At 63.6% G+C, this 16,057-nt stretch carries 13 protein-coding genes; 7 read left to right on the top strand and 6 right to left on the bottom strand.

Translation table 11 applies throughout. The annotated features are described in order from the left end of the window. Positions 1 to 165: 165 nt before the first annotated feature. Both LXE91_RS37110 and LXE91_RS37105 read left to right on the top strand, forming a co-directional pair. The gene (locus tag LXE91_RS37110; RefSeq protein WP_039353277.1) at positions 166 to 2,613 is read left to right on the top strand and encodes an AsmA family protein; all 2,448 of its coding nucleotides are present in this window, start codon (positions 166 to 168) and stop codon (positions 2,611 to 2,613) included. 599 nt (positions 2,614 to 3,212) lie between these two features. Further along, positions 3,213 to 4,835, top strand: a complete 1,623-nt coding sequence (locus LXE91_RS37105; protein WP_039353274.1) for an AMP-binding protein — start codon at positions 3,213 to 3,215, stop codon at positions 4,833 to 4,835. 236 nt (positions 4,836 to 5,071) lie between these two features. Here the strand turns inward: LXE91_RS37105 and LXE91_RS37100 are convergent, their stop codons facing one another. Continuing rightward, positions 5,072 to 8,263, bottom strand: a complete 3,192-nt coding sequence (locus LXE91_RS37100) for a bifunctional cytochrome P450/NADPH--P450 reductase (protein WP_039353272.1) — start codon at positions 8,261 to 8,263, stop codon at positions 5,072 to 5,074. Between the two features lie 163 nt (positions 8,264 to 8,426). Here LXE91_RS37100 and LXE91_RS37095 point away from each other — a divergent pair, with 163 nt between their 5' ends. Further along, positions 8,427 to 8,984 (top strand): TetR/AcrR family transcriptional regulator, encoded by a 558-nt coding sequence (locus LXE91_RS37095; RefSeq protein WP_212271196.1) that lies wholly within the window; start codon positions 8,427 to 8,429, stop codon positions 8,982 to 8,984. Between the two features lie 64 nt (positions 8,985 to 9,048). Here the strand turns inward: LXE91_RS37095 and LXE91_RS37090 are convergent, their stop codons facing one another. The 4 genes from LXE91_RS37090 to LXE91_RS37075 all read right to left on the bottom strand — a co-directional run bounded on the left by LXE91_RS37090 (position 9,049) and on the right by LXE91_RS37075 (position 11,583). After that, positions 9,049 to 9,456: a hypothetical protein gene (locus tag LXE91_RS37090; RefSeq protein ID WP_039353265.1), complete on the bottom strand. Its 408-nt coding sequence runs from the start codon at positions 9,454 to 9,456 to the stop codon at positions 9,049 to 9,051. Between the two features lie 142 nt (positions 9,457 to 9,598). Further along, the gene (locus LXE91_RS37085) at positions 9,599 to 10,282 is read right to left on the bottom strand and encodes a hypothetical protein (RefSeq protein ID WP_046196880.1); all 684 of its coding nucleotides are present in this window, start codon (positions 10,280 to 10,282) and stop codon (positions 9,599 to 9,601) included. A gap of 123 nt (positions 10,283 to 10,405) precedes the next feature. Further along, positions 10,406 to 11,194 (bottom strand): DUF7822 domain-containing protein, encoded by a 789-nt coding sequence (locus LXE91_RS37080; RefSeq protein WP_135370824.1) that lies wholly within the window; start codon positions 11,192 to 11,194, stop codon positions 10,406 to 10,408. A gap of 140 nt (positions 11,195 to 11,334) precedes the next feature. Beyond that, positions 11,335 to 11,583 (bottom strand): hypothetical protein, encoded by a 249-nt coding sequence (locus tag LXE91_RS37075; RefSeq protein WP_046196881.1) that lies wholly within the window; start codon positions 11,581 to 11,583, stop codon positions 11,335 to 11,337. Between the two features lie 115 nt (positions 11,584 to 11,698). Between LXE91_RS37075 and LXE91_RS37070 the strand changes: the two genes are divergently transcribed. From LXE91_RS37070 to LXE91_RS37055, 4 genes are all read left to right on the top strand, one after another. Beyond that, a complete protein-coding gene (locus LXE91_RS37070) occupies positions 11,699 to 11,893 on the top strand; it encodes a type II toxin-antitoxin system VapB family antitoxin (RefSeq protein WP_039353253.1) in 195 nt (64 codons plus the stop codon). Then, positions 11,890 to 12,294 carry a type II toxin-antitoxin system VapC family toxin gene (gene vapC / locus LXE91_RS37065; RefSeq protein WP_039353248.1) on the top strand — a complete coding sequence of 135 codons (405 nt, stop codon included), beginning with the start codon at positions 11,890 to 11,892 and terminating at the stop codon, positions 12,292 to 12,294. The genes LXE91_RS37070 and vapC overlap by 4 nt, the downstream gene beginning before the upstream one ends. 280 nt (positions 12,295 to 12,574) lie before the next feature. Then, the gene (locus LXE91_RS37060; protein WP_039353478.1) at positions 12,575 to 13,294 is read left to right on the top strand and encodes a response regulator transcription factor; all 720 of its coding nucleotides are present in this window, start codon (positions 12,575 to 12,577) and stop codon (positions 13,292 to 13,294) included. Next, positions 13,294 to 14,799, top strand: coding sequence for a HAMP domain-containing sensor histidine kinase (locus tag LXE91_RS37055; RefSeq protein WP_039353245.1), 1,506 nt, complete (start codon positions 13,294 to 13,296; stop codon positions 14,797 to 14,799). Before LXE91_RS37060 ends, LXE91_RS37055 begins: the two co-directional genes overlap by 1 nt. A 28-nt stretch (positions 14,800 to 14,827) precedes the next feature. Here LXE91_RS37055 and LXE91_RS37050 read toward each other — a convergent pair whose 3' ends face one another. Beyond that, positions 14,828 to 15,928: an AraC family transcriptional regulator gene (locus LXE91_RS37050; RefSeq protein ID WP_039353242.1), complete on the bottom strand. Its 1,101-nt coding sequence runs from the start codon at positions 15,926 to 15,928 to the stop codon at positions 14,828 to 14,830. Between the last annotated feature and the right edge of the window lie 129 nt (positions 15,929 to 16,057).

Below are 16,057 nucleotides of genomic sequence, written 5' to 3'. Positions count from 1 at the left end.
GCGCGCGGCAGGCGGAGCAGTCGATCCGGAACGTTACTGCGAAGATCGGCGGCTGGAAAGTCGTGAGAACCCCATTTCGAATTCCCGCACGCCGTCCGGCGGAAGGCCTCCGTGTTCAGGAACGCGCATTGCTGGATACCGGGCAGCAAACTGGGGGAATGAGCAATGCACAACGGCCACACCGTCGGCAAGGCGGCCGCGTGGCTTGCCGTGAGCGTCGCGCTGGCGCTGGCCGCGCTGGTGATCGTCATCGTGACGTTCGACTGGAATCGAGCCCGGCCCTGGATCGACGACAAGGTGTCGGACGCGATCGGGCGGCAGTTCGCCATCAACGGCGATCTGCATGTCGGATGGCGTCGGCCCGCGAGCGAGCGGGGCTGGCGCGCCTGGGTGCCGTGGCCGCGATTCATCGCGCGCAATGTCACGATCTCCAACCCCGATTGGGCGCGCACGAAGTATTTCGTCACGCTGGACGCGATCAGTTTCGAGGTCGAGGCGCTGCCGCTGATGGCGCGCCGCATCGTGATCCCGGCAATCGATCTGGTCAATCCGTCCGTCGACCTCGAACGCCTGAAGGACGGGCGAGCCAACTGGACGTTCAAGTTCAAGCAGCCCGCTCAGTCGGGCCGATGGACGCTCGACCTGCATCAGATCGCGTTTGCCCAAGGCAATCTCGGCTACTACGACCAGCAGAAGCAATTCGATCTGAGCGCGGTGATCAACACGCTTGGCCAGCCGATTCCGTTCGGCGCGGTGATGAAACAGCAGGAGGCGTTGGCGCACCACGAATCGGCACGGGCCGTCGGGCCGGCAGGTCAAAGGAAGCTTGCCGCCCAGGCGCACGCGGGTTCGGCGCAGCCGGCGGTTCCTGCATCAGGTGTCGAAGCGGCGTCACGCGCATCGGCCGCGGCGTCGCAAGCGTTGGCCGCTGCTTCGCATGCTGCAGCGGCGACATCCGGCACCGCAATCGCCCCGCCTGCATCAGGCCCGGCGGCGGGTTCGAACGCCCCCGCGACTGCCGCACCGGGCGCAGCGGCCTCGGCGGCATCGCATGCATCGGCGGGTGCGGCGCCCGCGGCATCTACCGGTGTCGGCACTTACGCGATTGGCTGGACCGTCAAGGGGATCTACAAGAAGGGCAAGGTCGCCGGCACGGGCAAGCTCGGCAACCTGCTGGACCTGCAGGGCGCGCAACGCCCGTTTCCGGTTCAGGCCGATTTGCACTTTGGTGATACGCACCTGGCGCTGGTCGGCACGCTGACGGACCCGTCACACCTGGCCGCGGTCGACCTCCGGCTGTGGCTTGCTGGCACCAGCATGGCCAAGCTGTATGACGTCACGGGCATCACGCTGCCCGAAACTTCACCTTATGCGACCGACGGCCGGCTGGTCGGCCAGTTCCGGGCGTCAGGCAACGTTTTCAAGTACGAGAACTTCACGGGACGCGTCGGCGGCAGCGATCTCGGCGGCACGCTGGTGTACGTCTCGCGCGAACCGAGGCCGTTGTTATCCGGTACGCTGGAGTCGAGGTTGCTGCAGTTCTCCGACCTTGCGCCGCTCATCGGCGCCGACACGAATGCCAGCAAGGCGCGGCGGGGCGCCGCGGTCGCACAGCCCGCGAACAAGGCGTTGCCGGTCGAGACATTTCGCACGGAACGCTGGAAGAAGATCGACGCCGACGTTCGATTGACTGGCCGGCGCATCGTCAAGACCGCGAGCCTGCCGATCACCGACCTGTCGACCCACATCGTGATGCAGGACGGTGTGTTGACGCTCAATCCGCTGAACTTCGGTGTCGCGGGCGGTACGCTTGCTTCGAACATCCACCTGGACGGCAGTGGCGTACCGCTCAAAGGGCGGTTCACGCTGCAGGCACGCCATCTGAAACTCAAGCAGCTGTTCCCGACCTTCCCGGTGATGCAAACGGCGCTCGGCGAGGTCAACGGCGATGCCGCGTTGTCGGCCACCGGCAATTCGCCGGCGGCGCTCGCCGCGACGTCCAACGGAGAGGTGAAGACGTTGGTGACCGATGGCACGGTGAGCCTCTTGCTGATGGAAGCCGCGGGGCTGAACGTCGCCAACGTGGTGTACGAGAAACTGTTCGGCACACGCGACGTCAAGATCAACTGCGGCGCGGCCGACTTCGTGGCCACCAACGGCGTGCTCGACTCGCGCGTATTCGCGCTCGACACCGAGGATGCGGTGATCGCAATGGACGGCAACGTGAACCTGAGGGACGAGACCATGAACCTGACGATCCATCCCCACACCAAGGGATTCCGGGTGATATCGCTCCGCTCGCCGCTGTATGTCACCGGATCCTTCAAGCAACCGCACGTCGGGGTGAAGGCGGGCGCACTGATCGCGCGGGGCGGTGCCGCGGTCGGGCTGGGCTTGCTGAATCCGCTCGCCAGTCTGCTCGCGTTGTTGCAGCCGGGCCGCAGCCGCCCGTTGCCGTGCGGGCAGATGCTGGCCGACATGGAGCGGCGCCCGATCGCGCCGCCGCCTGGTGCCCGACAGAAGACGAAGGCGGCGCCGGCGTACATGAATGCGCCGTCGGCGGCTTCTTCAGCGTCCGCGCCGGTGGGTGGCGAACCCCGGCATGCGAAGTGAGCGAGAGAGCCGGGCCTTCTCTTGCGGCCGGCCTTGCCATGCTTGCCAGTTGCAACACGGTGGCGGGCGCAAGCCGACCGCGGCTTCCCATCACGCGCCGATTGGCGGGAAAAAACGAAAGCCGCGAACAACAGCGACGAACTTCGACACCGATGGCCCGTGGTTCGGTTCGTGTCTGGCATCGGCAGGTCCCGAGTCGCGGCCTCGTGCAACTACCAAGTTGCTGCGTCTTTCCCATTATGGTCAAATGACCACATCAATTGACCAATTGGTGTATAGCCTCCCCTGACTCGGAAATGCGTCTCGGGAGGCATGAATTTGCCTGCCAGGCAGCGTGCGATGGCGGCTGGGGGCGGCGGAAGCCACCAACATTTCAGTCGTTTCGGCTAACGAAGCAAACGAGATGGGGAACGTCGCACGTCAACCGCATGCCGATAGCGTGATCCTGGGCGCCACTGACTGTCCATCGGTCGACTATGCAGCCCTATCGTTTCGACGCGGAATGAAGCTCGCGTGACTCGAGGCGCGCCAGCTCGTTCACGCACGTGATGAGGTTTTTTGCGTCGCGCAATTATTCAACGGGACAGAGGAGATTGGGTATGGAGAAGATCTGGCTTGATGCCTATCCGCCGGGGGTTCCGGCAGAGATTGATTCCGGCGAGTATCGAAACATCAGTGCATTGATCGAACGAAGCTTCAGCAGGTTTCACGCGAATCCGGCGTTTGCGTGCGATGGAAAGCAGATCACCTATGGCGAGCTCGACGTGATGTCTGGAGCACTCGCCGCGTGGCTGCAGTCACGCGGCCTCGAACGTGGTGCGCGGGTCGCCATCATGATGCCGAATGTGCTGCAGTACCCGATCTCGATTTGTGCCGTGTTGCGCGCCGGCTACGTTGTCGTCAACGTCAACCCGCTCTATACGCCCCGCGAGCTGCAACATCAGCTGAATGACAGTGGCGCCGAGGCGATCGTCATTCTCGACGGCTGCACGGCAACGCTGGATGCAATCCTTGCACACACGCAGGTGAAGCATGTTCTGGTTGCCGCGCAGGGCAATGCTTCCGGCGCGGAACAGAAGCCGAGCCCGTATGCGGCATTTGACGACGCGATCGAGGAGGGAAGTCGGAGCAAATTCATACCGGCTTCCCAGTCGCCGGACGATGTCGCTTTTCTCCAATATACGGGCGGGACAACCGGGGTGTCGAAAGGCGCGACGCTGTTGCATCGGAACATCGTCGCGAATGTATTGCAGTCGGACGTCTGGCTCAAACCGGCTCGCGATTTGCGCCCTGACGTGACGCAGTTCATCACGGTGGCGGCACTTCCGCTTTATCACATCTTTGCGCTCAATGTTTGCTGCCTGTTGACGATTCACATGGGTGCGCTTTCCGTACTGGTGCCGAATCCGCGGGACATCGGGGGGATGATCAAGTCGCTCGCCGGATACAAAATCACGAACTTTCCGGGCGTCAACACGCTCTTCAACGCGATGCTCCATCATCCTGAATTTCCGCGCCTCGATTTCTCCAATCTGCTGGTGGCCAGCGGTGGCGGGATGGCCACGCAAGAGGCCGTCGCAAGGCGCTGGAAGGAGATGACCGGCGCGCCGATCATCGACGGATACGGGCTGTCCGAGACATCACCATGCGTCGCGATCAATCCCGTGACCGGTAGTGAGTTCAACGGCACCATCGGCTTGCCGTTGCCCTCCACGGAAGTGTCGATCCGGGACGACGACGGCAACGAATTGCCGGCCGGCGAAGCCGGAGAGCTGTGCATTCGTGGTCCGCAGGTGATGGCGGGTTACTGGCAGCGGCCGGACGAGACCGCGAAGGTGATGACCGCGGACGGCTTCTTCAGATCGGGTGACATCGCGTCGATCTCCGAAGCGGGCTTCGTGCGAATCGTCGACCGCAAGAAGGACATGATTCTCGTGTCCGGTTTCAACGTCTACCCGAACGAGATCGAAGAGGTCGTCGCCAACCACCCCGGCGTATACGAGGTCGCGGCGATCGGCGTGCCCGACGAGCATTCCGGAGAGGCCGTCAAGCTGTTCGTGGTCAGGAAAGATCCGGCGCTGACGTTCGAAGACCTGATGGCGTTCTGTAAAGGCCAGCTGACCGGTTACAAGCGCCCGAAAAGCATCGAGTTTCGCGACAGCCTGCCAAAGAGCAACGTCGGGAAGATCCTTCGGCGCGAGTTGCGGGTGTCGAACCATTGACGTGATCGACCGAGGTGATGCCGGAAGGTCGAGTGGTCGGCATCACCTGTCTCCTGACCGGCACGCGAACGGCATCACGGAGAAAATCCGTCGCGCGCCGGCGCCTGGTACATCAGGCGCGCTTGCGCCACAAGGTGCAGGCCGGAATCGAAGACCTCGTCGCATCGATTCCGGAAAGCGGTGGCCGGGCCGGTCAAAGGTCTGAAGCAACCGGAACCGGCATGATCCCTTCGCCGTCACGCAAACACGTCGGCAACATATCTGCCATGCTCCCGCTCCATCGTGTCGATCCACGCGCTGGCGATTTCATCGTTCGCTCCCGTTGCCTCCTGATAAATGCGGGCAAGCGTGGCGCGTACGGCAGGCGCCATATTCTTTCCATCCCCGCAGACGAAGACGGTGGCGCCTTGCGCAAACAGTGCGGCGATCTTCTCGCGCTCCAGCCAGACTTTGTCCTGAACGAACCGGGCACCTTCCTCCGGGCGATTCGAGTAAGCCGGCATCACTTCGACCACACCGAATCGCGCCCATTCGTCGAGTTCGTCGCGATAAAGAAAGTCGACGTCGGGATCATCGATGCCGAAGAAGAGCAACGACTTGCCGACGTTTTCCCCCTGCTGCTTCTGTAGTGCGCGCTCTTGCAGAAAGCCACGGAATGGGGCGATACCGGAACCGGCACAGATCAGAATCATCGGAAGACCGGTTTCGGCGGGTGGCCGAAAGTGTGCGTTCGATGGCCTGACTGCGACGGACAGGCTGTCCCCCGTGTTGAGTCGCGCGAGATACGACGACGCCACCCCTTCATGGCGACCATTGCCGGAGAGTGCCGGAGCATCGACCACGGCCACCGTCAGCGTGACATGGTCTGCTTTCCAAAGCGGGGAAGACGAGATCGAATACTGGCGTGCTTTCAGCGCGGGCAGCATATCGAGGAACTTGTCGAGCGACAGATCGACGGATCCGAAGCGTTCGAGCAGATCCATGACGGTTGTCCGCTTTCCCAGGATCTCGCATTCGAAATCGTCGGCGCTCAGGCGCTCGAGCTCGACCTTCTCGGGAGGGCAGCGCGTGGCATCGGCCAGGGTGGATACTTGTGATCGGGTGGCAGGAACGGCGAGTTCGACATAGCTCGAGAACAGGTCACCACAACTGATTGGCTGGCCGAGCGGCAGGCGCGGATTACTTGACGTTCCTTCAATCACCACCTGCGTGTCCCAGCTCACGCGAAACCGGCGCAAGACGCGATCGACGTTGTTTTTCGAGTTGCGGGGCAGCACGGCCAGGTAATCTCCCGATCGATAGGTCATCTCGTCCGGCAGTTTCAGTTCGATATGCTTTTTGGAGCGGCTGCCAGCTACGCTGATATCAACCAGTTCCCTGTTGTCGACGATGGATGCATGTGCCATGTCACCGAAATTCAGCAACTTTTCGCGGGTATTCTCGGCGAAACTGACCTTCAATGCAGTATCGCCATGTTGCACGGTCGACACTTCCTTCCCGGCGCTGATTGCAAATCGGTCCCACATTTCGGTGTACCAATTGTCAAATTCACCAAAGAAGTCGCCACCGGAATCGAGCTCGCCTCTAGCGTGCACTCTCGTGGCGCCGGCCTTCTCGAGCGCTTCATCGACTCGCTTGGGAATCGCCTGGTATGTCCGGGCCCATTGTTTGTTGCCGCACCCGAGAACCGAAAAATGGACGCCGTCCAGCGCGCCTTCGCCGAGTGCTTCGACATACGGGACGAATGACCTGGCGTTGTCCGGCGGCTGTCCTTCGTAGGAAGCGGTGACGATCACGAGGGCAGGATACCCGTCGAGTTTTCCCGCGAAATCGTCGAGGGGAGCGCACGTGGCGTGAAATCCGTGACGACTCGCGTCTCCTGCAATGCGTCTTGCGAAGGATTCGGCGGAGCCCGTATTTCCCCCGAAGAGCACGAGTATCGTCGACACATCTTCGCCGGAAGGGAGCGACTGAACCGGCGCGACGCTCGGGCTTTGCGCGCTCGAGCGGGCGCGAACGGCCGTATCGGGCACTTTGAGCGCACCTCGGGCCCGCGGTTTCACGTTGATCCGGAAACCGGTCGGCTTCAGCGTAAGCGTTTCGGCGACGTCCAGCTCGTAGTCCGGATCGGCGAAAGAGAAATCGAATCGCTGAAGGAGCATGATCAGAACGAGATGCGCTTCTTGCATCGCAAAAGGGCGGCCGATACAGGCACGCGCACCATTGCCGAAGGGCTTCCATGCATTGGGCGGGAGTTGCTCCGCATGCTCCGGCGCAAATCGCTCCGGACGAAACGCCTCGACGTCCTCGCCCCAGACGCTCACATCCCGATGCAACATGGGCGTCAGGATCATGATGATGTCGTCGGGAGAAACGGCATATTTGCCGCCGAACGTGGTGTCAGCGAGCGGCGACACGGCGAATGCCGGTGCGGTCGGCCAGATTCGCAACGTCTCCATGAGGATGTGTTCGATGTAACGAAGTCGTGCGAGATGCTCGATCCGCGGGGTCTCGCTGCCCACCACCTCGTCGACCATATCCCGTGCTTTTTGCAGGATGTCCGGGTTCTTGAGGAGGAAATAGGTGGCAAAGGACAGGAGCCCGCTGGTCGTTTCATGTCCGGCGATGAGAAAGGTAATCATCTGGAAGACGATGTTCTCGTCATCGAGTTTTTCTCCCGTCACCGGATCGACGCCGTTCAGCATTCGGTCGAGCAGGTCCATCGACGCTTCGCTGTCGTGCGGGTGCTTGCGCCGGTCCTCGATCATTTTGGTCGCGAGCGATCGCATGACTTCGATGTCCGCGTCGAACTTTCGACTGCGATTGACCATCAGCTTCGACACCAGTTTGGGTCGCAGCTCGCGCTTTCCGGCCTCGCTGAGGGTGTTGACCATGGCATCGACAAACGGATGCTGATCTTCACGGTAGAAGCTGTTGAAACGACAATCGAACGCACACAGGGCAATCGTATCGAGCGTCAGTCGCGTCATGTGATCGGACACGTCGACCGGCGTCTCCGGGCCGAACCGCTCCCAATGGAGAAACATCTGGTCGGCGATGTCGACCATCTTGTCGAACATCGACCAGATACTGAGCGGGCCGAACGCCTGCATCAGCACGCGATGCGCTTTGGCCCAGTTCGGTTCGTCACCGAATGCCGTAAATAACCCGTCCCCGATCGCGGGTCTGAGTTCGAGCAGCGACTGGTGCACGCACTTCTGAAATCGGCTTTCGTCACACACTTCATTCACGAGTGTTTGTCCGCTGACAACGTAGTAACCTTGGCCGAACACCTCGAACCAGTAGACCGGCCCGTACTTGCGCGCGAGATCCATCATCTTGGCAAGTGGAGACGGCCCGAGGACCTCCATCAGATGACCGATGACGGGTTTCAGGGGCGGCTGGGGGACGAGGGATGAGGATTTCATTTCAATAGCCTTTCAGAGGTATGTCGGCGCATCACATCTCAATCTATTGAACGAATGTAAAATAGACAAAACCACGTGTCCAGAGCTTTTTATGCCCCCTGATGTAAGCCCTAATCCCGCCGATCCTCGCTTTCAACGGAGCTACGACGCGCTCGTTCGCGCCGTGACCGAACTGCTCGACGACGCGCCGCTGAACACGCTCAGCATTGCTCAACTGGTGCAGCGCGCGGGCGTCGCGCGTCCTACGTTCTATCAGCACTTTCCCGACCTTCAGTCGGCCGCTCAGCGGGCCGCACTGGTGAGGCTCGACGACGCGTTTGCGTTCGTCGAGGAGCAAGGCAAACTGCTGAACCCGCCGAGTGCCACTTTCTTCAGGTCGATGGAGGTGGAAACCGCGCTGATTCTCGAGCACCTGAATGCGCATCAGCCTTTCTATCTGACCGTGTTCAACGACGCGGCAACATCGGCGTTTTTCGATGAACTGGTGACATTCGTTTCCGGCCGTCTCCTTCCGCCCTATGAAGGCGTCCGCACGGAAGCAGAGCAGGATTGCCTGACGGTGCTCGGCGGGGGATTGGTCTGGACGGCGGTGCACTGGCTTCGGCAGGACGCCACGCGCGAGACCCCGGCGGTCATGGCGAAGCGCATGGCCAAGACGGCGGCGACGATCCTCGACGCGTTCGGTCTGACGCTCGGGTTCGCGCAGGCGGATTCGGAGTAGCGAGAGGGGAAGCGTGACGCCGCGGTGGACCATGCGGCGTGTCATCGTCATGGTCGTCGAGCAATCAGGTTGAGGTCGCGGGTTTCATGAAATACGAGTGAAACGCTCGCAGCGCGGACGCGACCCATTCGCGCTCATCCTCCGACACATCGTCGAACGGCACACCGATCTTGTCCTTCGTGTAGTGATCGCCCAGTGCACCGCGAATGCGGCGGTTGGCGCCCTCGGCGTCGAGCAGGGTACGTTCTATCCGTACTGCCCCTTCTCGTGCGTACAGCGTGAAGCGAAAGCGCAGGCTCGCGACACCGGTCAGGATTCGTTTCAGGTCAAACTGCAACCGATCCGGAAAGACCGTGAAATAGATGAAGTCCTCGCGGTCTTCCGGCGTACCGTAAGCGTTGATCGCGCGTCCTTCGGGCTGACCATGGCGCGTCAGGATGGCGCTCAGTAACGTGCAGTCGTGAATGTCCAATGCGTGTTGTAGTTTTCGTGTCGCCCCGTATCACGGCACGACGGCGACACATTGAAGGGTTTTTCCTGCGCCAACGCGCGCACGGCTCGTCCGGTGTGACGCACCGAACGCTACCGTGCAGACGCACGATCCGCGAACGCCGCTACTTCGGGAGCCAGCCTTTCAGGCCTTCCCTCAACATGTTCACGCAATCGGCACGGGTTTCGCCGGTCTCGACGAAGCTGTAGTCGCTCAACGCTATCCAGATCACGCGTGCGTCCATGCCTTCGCCGTCGAGCGCCAACAGTTGATTTTCCTTCACGATCGGCGTCCAGATCCACGGCTTCATGTCGCACTCCAGCGCCGCCAGCAGCTCGCCGTCTGGACTATAGAAATGGGGCCGCCCGTCCGCGGTAATCGCCAGCAACTGGCGCCCGTGCAGGAGCTTCGGCGGCTGCTTGTAGGCGTGATGGACGTGTGCGTATTCGCAGGGGATGACCAGCCGGCCGCTCTCGTGCACGACACCCTGCAGGATGCCCGGATTGTCCGGCGAAGGCTCGCCGGGCCGACACCACTCGACCACTGCGAGGCGCAGCTTCCGGTGGAACGCGAAAACGTTCTTGTAACGCGTGTCGAACAGCGGTTCGCCGGTCGCCGCATCGACAACGGACACCGTATCGTCCGCATGGAAGAGGCGGACTCGACCGTCGTCATGGAGCATCCCGCCGGTCAGGTCGTCGAACAGCGACTCGCCACCTGGCCAACGCAGCAGCTCGACGATTCCGCTCGTGCCTTCCGGCAGCGGCGCACGTCGCCCCAGTGCCAGCGTTCGCGTGAGCGGAGACATATTGACGTAGCCGGCGGAAGCCGGCACGACCCACCGGCCATTCAGATCCTTGAGGCCGCCCGGCGCCCCGGCAATCCAGTCACCGTGTTGCCTGATGACGATATAGCCTGCCTCGATGTCGATCTATTCCGCGCCTTCGTCGGGGTGCACCAGCCAGCGCCCATATGGCGTGACGAGCCCGGCCGGGGCGCGTGGCCGATCGGCGTCGGCCGAAGGCGTTTCGCCCGCAGCACGATCGATTCGCCGAACATAGTACGCCTGCACTTCCTCGATCCATGGTTGCCAGTCCCTTGCCGGCTCGTAGCTTTCCCGCAGATCATCCGGCCATTCCGCATGCGGCTGCGCCTCGATCGCGTAGATGCGCTCGATCACGTTCGGATTCCACCATCCCCATTGCCCCGTTGCCTCGCTCAGCAACGGTAGAAGGACGGGCGGCAGGTCGCCCGCATCCATCTCGGGTGCCGGGCCCCATTCGGCGCAGCGTTGTTGAGTCTGCTGCAGGAACGCGTTCATGTCGGGTGTGCCGATGGCCGCGTCGCAAAACTGGCTGCAATCGAGGATCAGCCATTCGCGCGTCGTCGTCGAGACGGTCGTGTGCATGTGTGCCCATTGCGCCCGGGCATCGGCAGGCAACTGCGGCAGCCGTGGCCGCATGTGCCGGTCCAGCGCATGCCAGCGTTCGCGCACCTCGGCCATCGGCGCCATCAGGCAGGCGGGTGACTCGACATCGCCAAACATCGCGCATGGTGCGATCTGTGGCAGATGCGCTGCATCGCCGATCAGGTAGAGGAACAGGTGCGGAATCTGTTCGAACCATTCGGCCCAGCCGTCCATCTGGCCGTTGTCGATATCCCACACGGTCTCGGGCGTGGACGGGTGGTCGTGAGCAAACAGGCAAGCATATCGAAGCATTTTCCCGGAATCTCTCTTGTTTATTTGTGTATGCAACTTCGGTCGTCCACGACGGGGCGGGTCACATTCGATCGAGGTTGAATGGCGTCACGTCCGGCAAGCCGCCGGCCCGTCATGCCTCTACGCAGCAGCAGGACCGATCATGTGTGCATCGGCCTGGGGCCGATCCCGGTCATCAACGCTCCCACGCAGCCGAGGAATATACCCGTGATGCCGGCGCCGAGCCATTCATGGCGTGCATGGTGTTCGTCGTCGGTCAGTTGCCGGCGGGCGCGGGTGTACGTGGCGGAGAGGGTTCTTTCAAGGAAGGAGGAACGGGCGGGCATCGTCGTTCCTTCAATCCGCGCGCGGAGGACCAAACGGATCGGGTAACCGGAGACGGTCAGCACGAAATACTGTCGATGGCGCTGTTTGACCTTGCCACCCAGGGGGGGCGTGGTGGGTGAGACGCGTTGGGTCGTGATGTGTATAATTTAGAAATTCATACACATCGAGAGGTGTGCCATGCGTACCAACATTGAAATCGACGACAAGCTGATGGCCGAGGCGCTTGCCGCAACCGGTGTCAAAACCAAGCGTGAGGCGGTCGAGCTCGGTCTGAAGACGATCATCAAGCTCAAGCAGCAAGAGCAGATTCGCCAGTTCCGTGGAAAACTCCACTGGGAAGGTGATCTCGACGCCATGAGGACGGATCGATGACGCTCGTGGATTCGAGCGTCTGGATCGACTATTTCCGCGGCAAGGTTGCGCCGGAAACCGACAAGCTCGATGCTTTGCTCGGCCACGCGGCACTGTTGTCGGGCGACCTGATCGTCGCGGAGGTGTTGCAAGGCTTCTCGGCTGAATCCGAATTCAATGTCGCCCGACAGTTGATGACGGGGCACATGAATGTCGTGTCGCTGGTCGGTACCGACAACGCTGTCCAGGCCGCGCGAAATTATCGTGAGTTGAGCGCGCGAGGCGTGACGATCCGCAAGACCATCGACACGCTGATCGCGACTTATTGCATTGAGAACGGGGTCTCGTTGCTGTACAGCGATCGCGACTTCGATCCATTCGTTCAACATCTGGGTCTTCGATCAGCCCTTCTGGATGATTGAGCGAAGCCAGGCTAGCCTCACCGACATTCGACCTGAGCGCATTCCGGGCGACTGGAAATCCAGTTCAAGGGCCGGAGCGCGAAACCTTGCGGGCATCGGCATCGGGCGCAAGCACGATCCAAATCTAAACGATTTGTGATCCCTTCCCGCCGCAAAATTTTGCACAATGGCGGCAGCGCGGCCCATCGCCGCCATTCGCCCCCGCGCATCCGTCCAGCCGGACCGGGGCCGGCCCGAACCGATACCCGACTTCGGCACCGACGTGCCGCCGCCCACCGCCATGGATCAACCGAAACGCATCCTGATCGTCGAGGACGACGCCGATATCGCCGATGTACTGAGCCTGCACCTGCGCGACGAGCGCTACGAGGTCGTGCACAGCGCGGACGGGGCCGAGGGGCTGCGCCTGCTCGAACAGGGCGGCTGGGATGCGCTGATCCTCGACCTGATGCTGCCGGGCGTCGACGGCCTCGAAATCTGCCGGCGCGCGCGTGCGATGACGCGCTACACGCCGATCATCATCACCAGTGCGCGTTCGAGCGAGGTGCACCGGATCCTCGGCCTCGAGCTCGGCGCCGACGACTATCTGGCCAAGCCGTTCTCCGTGCTCGAACTCGTCGCGCGCGTGAAGGCGCTGCTGCGGCGCGTCGATGCGCTCGCGCGCGATTCGCGGATCGACGCGGGCACGCTCGACGTCGCGGGGCTGGCGATCGACCCGATCGCGCGCGAGGCGAGCGTGGACGGCGCGCGCATCGACCTCACGCCGCGCGAATTCGACCTGCTGTACTTCTTCGCGCGGCACCCGGGCAAGGTGTTCTCGCGTATGGACCTGCTCAATGCCGTGTGGGGCTACCAGCACGAAGGCTACGAGCACACGGTCAACACCCACATCAACCGGCTGCGCGCGAAGATCGAGGCCGATCCGGCCGAGCCCGTGCGGATCCTCACCGTGTGGGGCCGCGGCTACAAGCTCGCCGCGCCGGGCCAGCGGGACGCATGATGAAGCTCACCCTTACCCAGCGGCTGTCGCTCGTGTTCTCGGTGCTGCTGCTGGCGTGCTCGGGCGCGTCCGCGTGGCTGCAGATCCGCGCGAACGACATGCGCGAGCAGGAAGTGGTGCAGGGGCTGTCGCGCGACCTGGCCGCGAATATCGTCAACAGCGTGACCCACAGCGCGCCGCTGATGGACGCGAACGGACTGCGCCCGGATGCCGTGCGCACATTGTTCGGCCAGTTGATGGGCGTGAACCCGAGTGTCGAGGTCTATCTGCTCGACAACGCAGGGCGGATCAAGGGCGACGATGCGCCGCCCGGCCACGTGAAGCGCGACCGCGTCGATCTCGCGCCCGTGCAACGCTTCATCGCGGGCGAGCCGCTGCCGATCCTCGGCGACGACCCGCGCAGCCCGGATGCGCGCAAGGTGTTCAGCGCCGCGCCGCTGCAGCTCGCGGGACAGCCGCCGTCGGGCTACATCTACGTGGTGCTGCTCGGCGAGGCGCACGACCAGCTGGCCGCGCGCGTCGACGCCGGCAACGTATTGCGCACGACGCTGTGGTCGATGGCACTGGTCGCGCTGCTCGGCCTGCTCGCGGGCCTCACCGCGTTCAGCTTCATCACGCGCCCGCTGCGTCGGCTGACCGACGCGATGCGCCGCTTCGACGCGAACGGTACGCCCGACACGCAGCCGCCGGTGCCGCGCTCGCGGCCGGGCCGGCGCGGCGACGACATCGTCGTGCTCGAATCCGCGTTCGCGCAGATGGCCGACCGGATCGGTGACCAGTGGCGCGCGCTGACGCACCAGGATCAGCAGCGGCGCGAACTGATCACGAACATCTCGCACGATCTGCGCACGCCGCTCACGTCGCTGCACGGCTACCTGGAGACGCTGTCGCTGAAGTCGGACACGCTGGCCGAGAATGAACGGCGGCGCTACCTGTCGATCGCGCTCGCGCAGAGCGCGAAGGTCGGCCGGCTCGCGCAGGCGCTGTTCGAGCTCGCGCGGCTCGAATCGGGTGGCGTGCAGGCCGAGCGCGAGCCGTTCTCGCTCGTCGATCTCGTGCAGGACGTGTTCCAGAAATTCGAGCTGACCGCGCAGGCGCGCGGCGTCGCGCTGCATGCGCGGATTCCGCCGCGGGTGCCGGTCGTGTCGGCCGATCTCGGGATGATCGAGCGCGTGCTGACCAACCTGCTCGACAACGCGCTGCGGCACACGCCCGCGCACGGCGAGGTCGAGGTCGCGCTGGAGCCGCGCGGCGACCACGTGCTCGTGACCGTGGCCGATACCGGCGAAGGGATTCCGGCGGCGCGGCGCGACGGGCTGTTCCAGCGGCCGCAGCGGCCGATGAGCGGCGGCGCGGTGACGAGCGGCGGGCTCGGGCTGCTGATCGTGCACCGGATGCTGGCGCTCAACGGCAGCAGTATCCGGCTGGTTGATCGGGCCGGGCGCGGTGCGGTGTTCGAGTTCGCGCTGGCGGTGGCCACGCCTGCGGCCGGCGACGGGCGCTGATCGTCGTCAGCGCCGGTCACGCCCGCGCTCAGCCGCCGCGCTTGCGCCGAACGTCACTCGGCGTCACGCCGGTCCAGCGCTTGAACGCGTGGCGAAACCCCACCGCGTCGCTGAAGCCGAGCGCCAATGCGATGTCCTCGGTGCTGAGCGTGGTCGTGCCGAGATAGTCGATCGCGAGCGCCTTGCGCACGCTCGCCAGCAGTTCGCTGTACGACGTGCCTTCGGCTTCGAGCTTGCGGCGCAGCGTGCGCGACGTGATGCACAGGATGTCCGCTATCGCGTCGATGTCCGGAAACTGCCCGGGCGTGCGTGTGAGTTCCTGGTACACGCGCCGCGTGACGCCGGCCTGGCTGCGCAATTCATCGAGCAGGCTCGCGCAATGCGACGACACCTGCGCGGCGGTAATCGGATTCGCGAGCTGCGGTGCGCGCGTGAGCCACGCGGCCGGGTAGCTGAGCACATGATGCGGCTGGTCGAAGGCGATCGGGCATTCGAGCGCGTCGGCCAGCAGCGCCGCGTGCACCGGCTGCGGCTGCGCGAACTGCGCGCGCGCCGGCACGCACCACGCTCCCATCACGTCCTTGATGATCGTCACGTGCAGCGCGAACTGCATGTCGATCAGGAAGCGGTACAGCGGTTCGTCGAGATCGGGTAGCGCGACTTCGTGCCGGTCGGGAAACTGCCACGACACGATGTCGCCCTGTTCGACCCAGCGGATCGCGAGCATGCCGTTCGCGAGCCGGTGATATTTGACGGCGGATTCGAACGCGTGCGCGAGCGATTCCGAACACAGCATCGCGTAGCCGTACATCCCGTAGCTCGACACGTGCAGCCGGTGGCCGACGCGCACGCCGAGATCGGTGCCGTCGTAGCGGCCGATCGCATTGCGCGCGGCCGTGAGGAACTGCAGCGGCGACGTGAGCGTGAACGGGTCCGCGACGGCGGCCGGCGTGAGGCCGGTACCGTCGAGCACTGCTGCCGGGTCGAGGCCGGCTTGCGCGGCCACGTCGAGCAGCACGGCCAGCTTGGCCGGCGTGAAGCGCTGCTGGCGTAATGTGTGGGTCGGCTCGACGTCCGGCAGGCGGGCTGCGCGGGCGGTCGTCGGGTTCAAGAGCGCACTGCGCGGCATGGGAGCATCCTGCGTCCGAATCGATATCGTTGACGGCACGCAATTCTGCGCGGGATCGGTCCCATGCGCCACAGGGTTCACCCTGATACGGCGCCAGTGCTACCCGGCCCAGCGGGCTTCGATGGCGCC

Source organism: Burkholderia contaminans (assembly GCF_029633825.1).
Taxonomy (GTDB): Bacteria; Pseudomonadota; Gammaproteobacteria; order Burkholderiales; family Burkholderiaceae; genus Burkholderia; species Burkholderia contaminans.
The sequence above is the reverse complement of the archived record's forward strand: the minus strand, read 5'-3'. Positions and strand labels throughout refer to the sequence as shown.

What these genes read in the sequence shown, in the direction of transcription:
- LXE91_RS37110 (WP_039353277.1), top strand. Translation starts at nt 166, where the DNA reads ATGCACAACGGCCACACCGTCGGCAAGGCGGCCGCGTGGCTTGCCGTG.
- LXE91_RS37105 (WP_039353274.1), top strand. Translation starts at nt 3,213, where the DNA reads ATGGAGAAGATCTGGCTTGATGCCTATCCGCCGGGGGTTCCGGCAGAG.
- LXE91_RS37100 (WP_039353272.1), bottom strand. Translation starts at nt 8,263, where the DNA reads ATGAAATCCTCATCCCTCGTCCCCCAGCCGCCCCTGAAACCCGTCATC.
- LXE91_RS37085 (WP_046196880.1), bottom strand. Translation starts at nt 10,282, where the DNA reads ATGTCTCCGCTCACGCGAACGCTGGCACTGGGGCGACGTGCGCCGCTG.
- LXE91_RS37080 (WP_135370824.1), bottom strand. Translation starts at nt 11,194, where the DNA reads ATGCTTCGATATGCTTGCCTGTTTGCTCACGACCACCCGTCCACGCCC.
- LXE91_RS37070 (WP_039353253.1), top strand. Translation starts at nt 11,699, where the DNA reads ATGCGTACCAACATTGAAATCGACGACAAGCTGATGGCCGAGGCGCTT.
- vapC (WP_039353248.1), top strand. Translation starts at nt 11,890, where the DNA reads ATGACGCTCGTGGATTCGAGCGTCTGGATCGACTATTTCCGCGGCAAG.
- LXE91_RS37060 (WP_039353478.1), top strand. Translation starts at nt 12,575, where the DNA reads ATGGATCAACCGAAACGCATCCTGATCGTCGAGGACGACGCCGATATC.
- LXE91_RS37055 (WP_039353245.1), top strand. Translation starts at nt 13,294, where the DNA reads ATGAAGCTCACCCTTACCCAGCGGCTGTCGCTCGTGTTCTCGGTGCTG.
- LXE91_RS37050 (WP_039353242.1), bottom strand. Translation starts at nt 15,928, where the DNA reads ATGCCGCGCAGTGCGCTCTTGAACCCGACGACCGCCCGCGCAGCCCGC.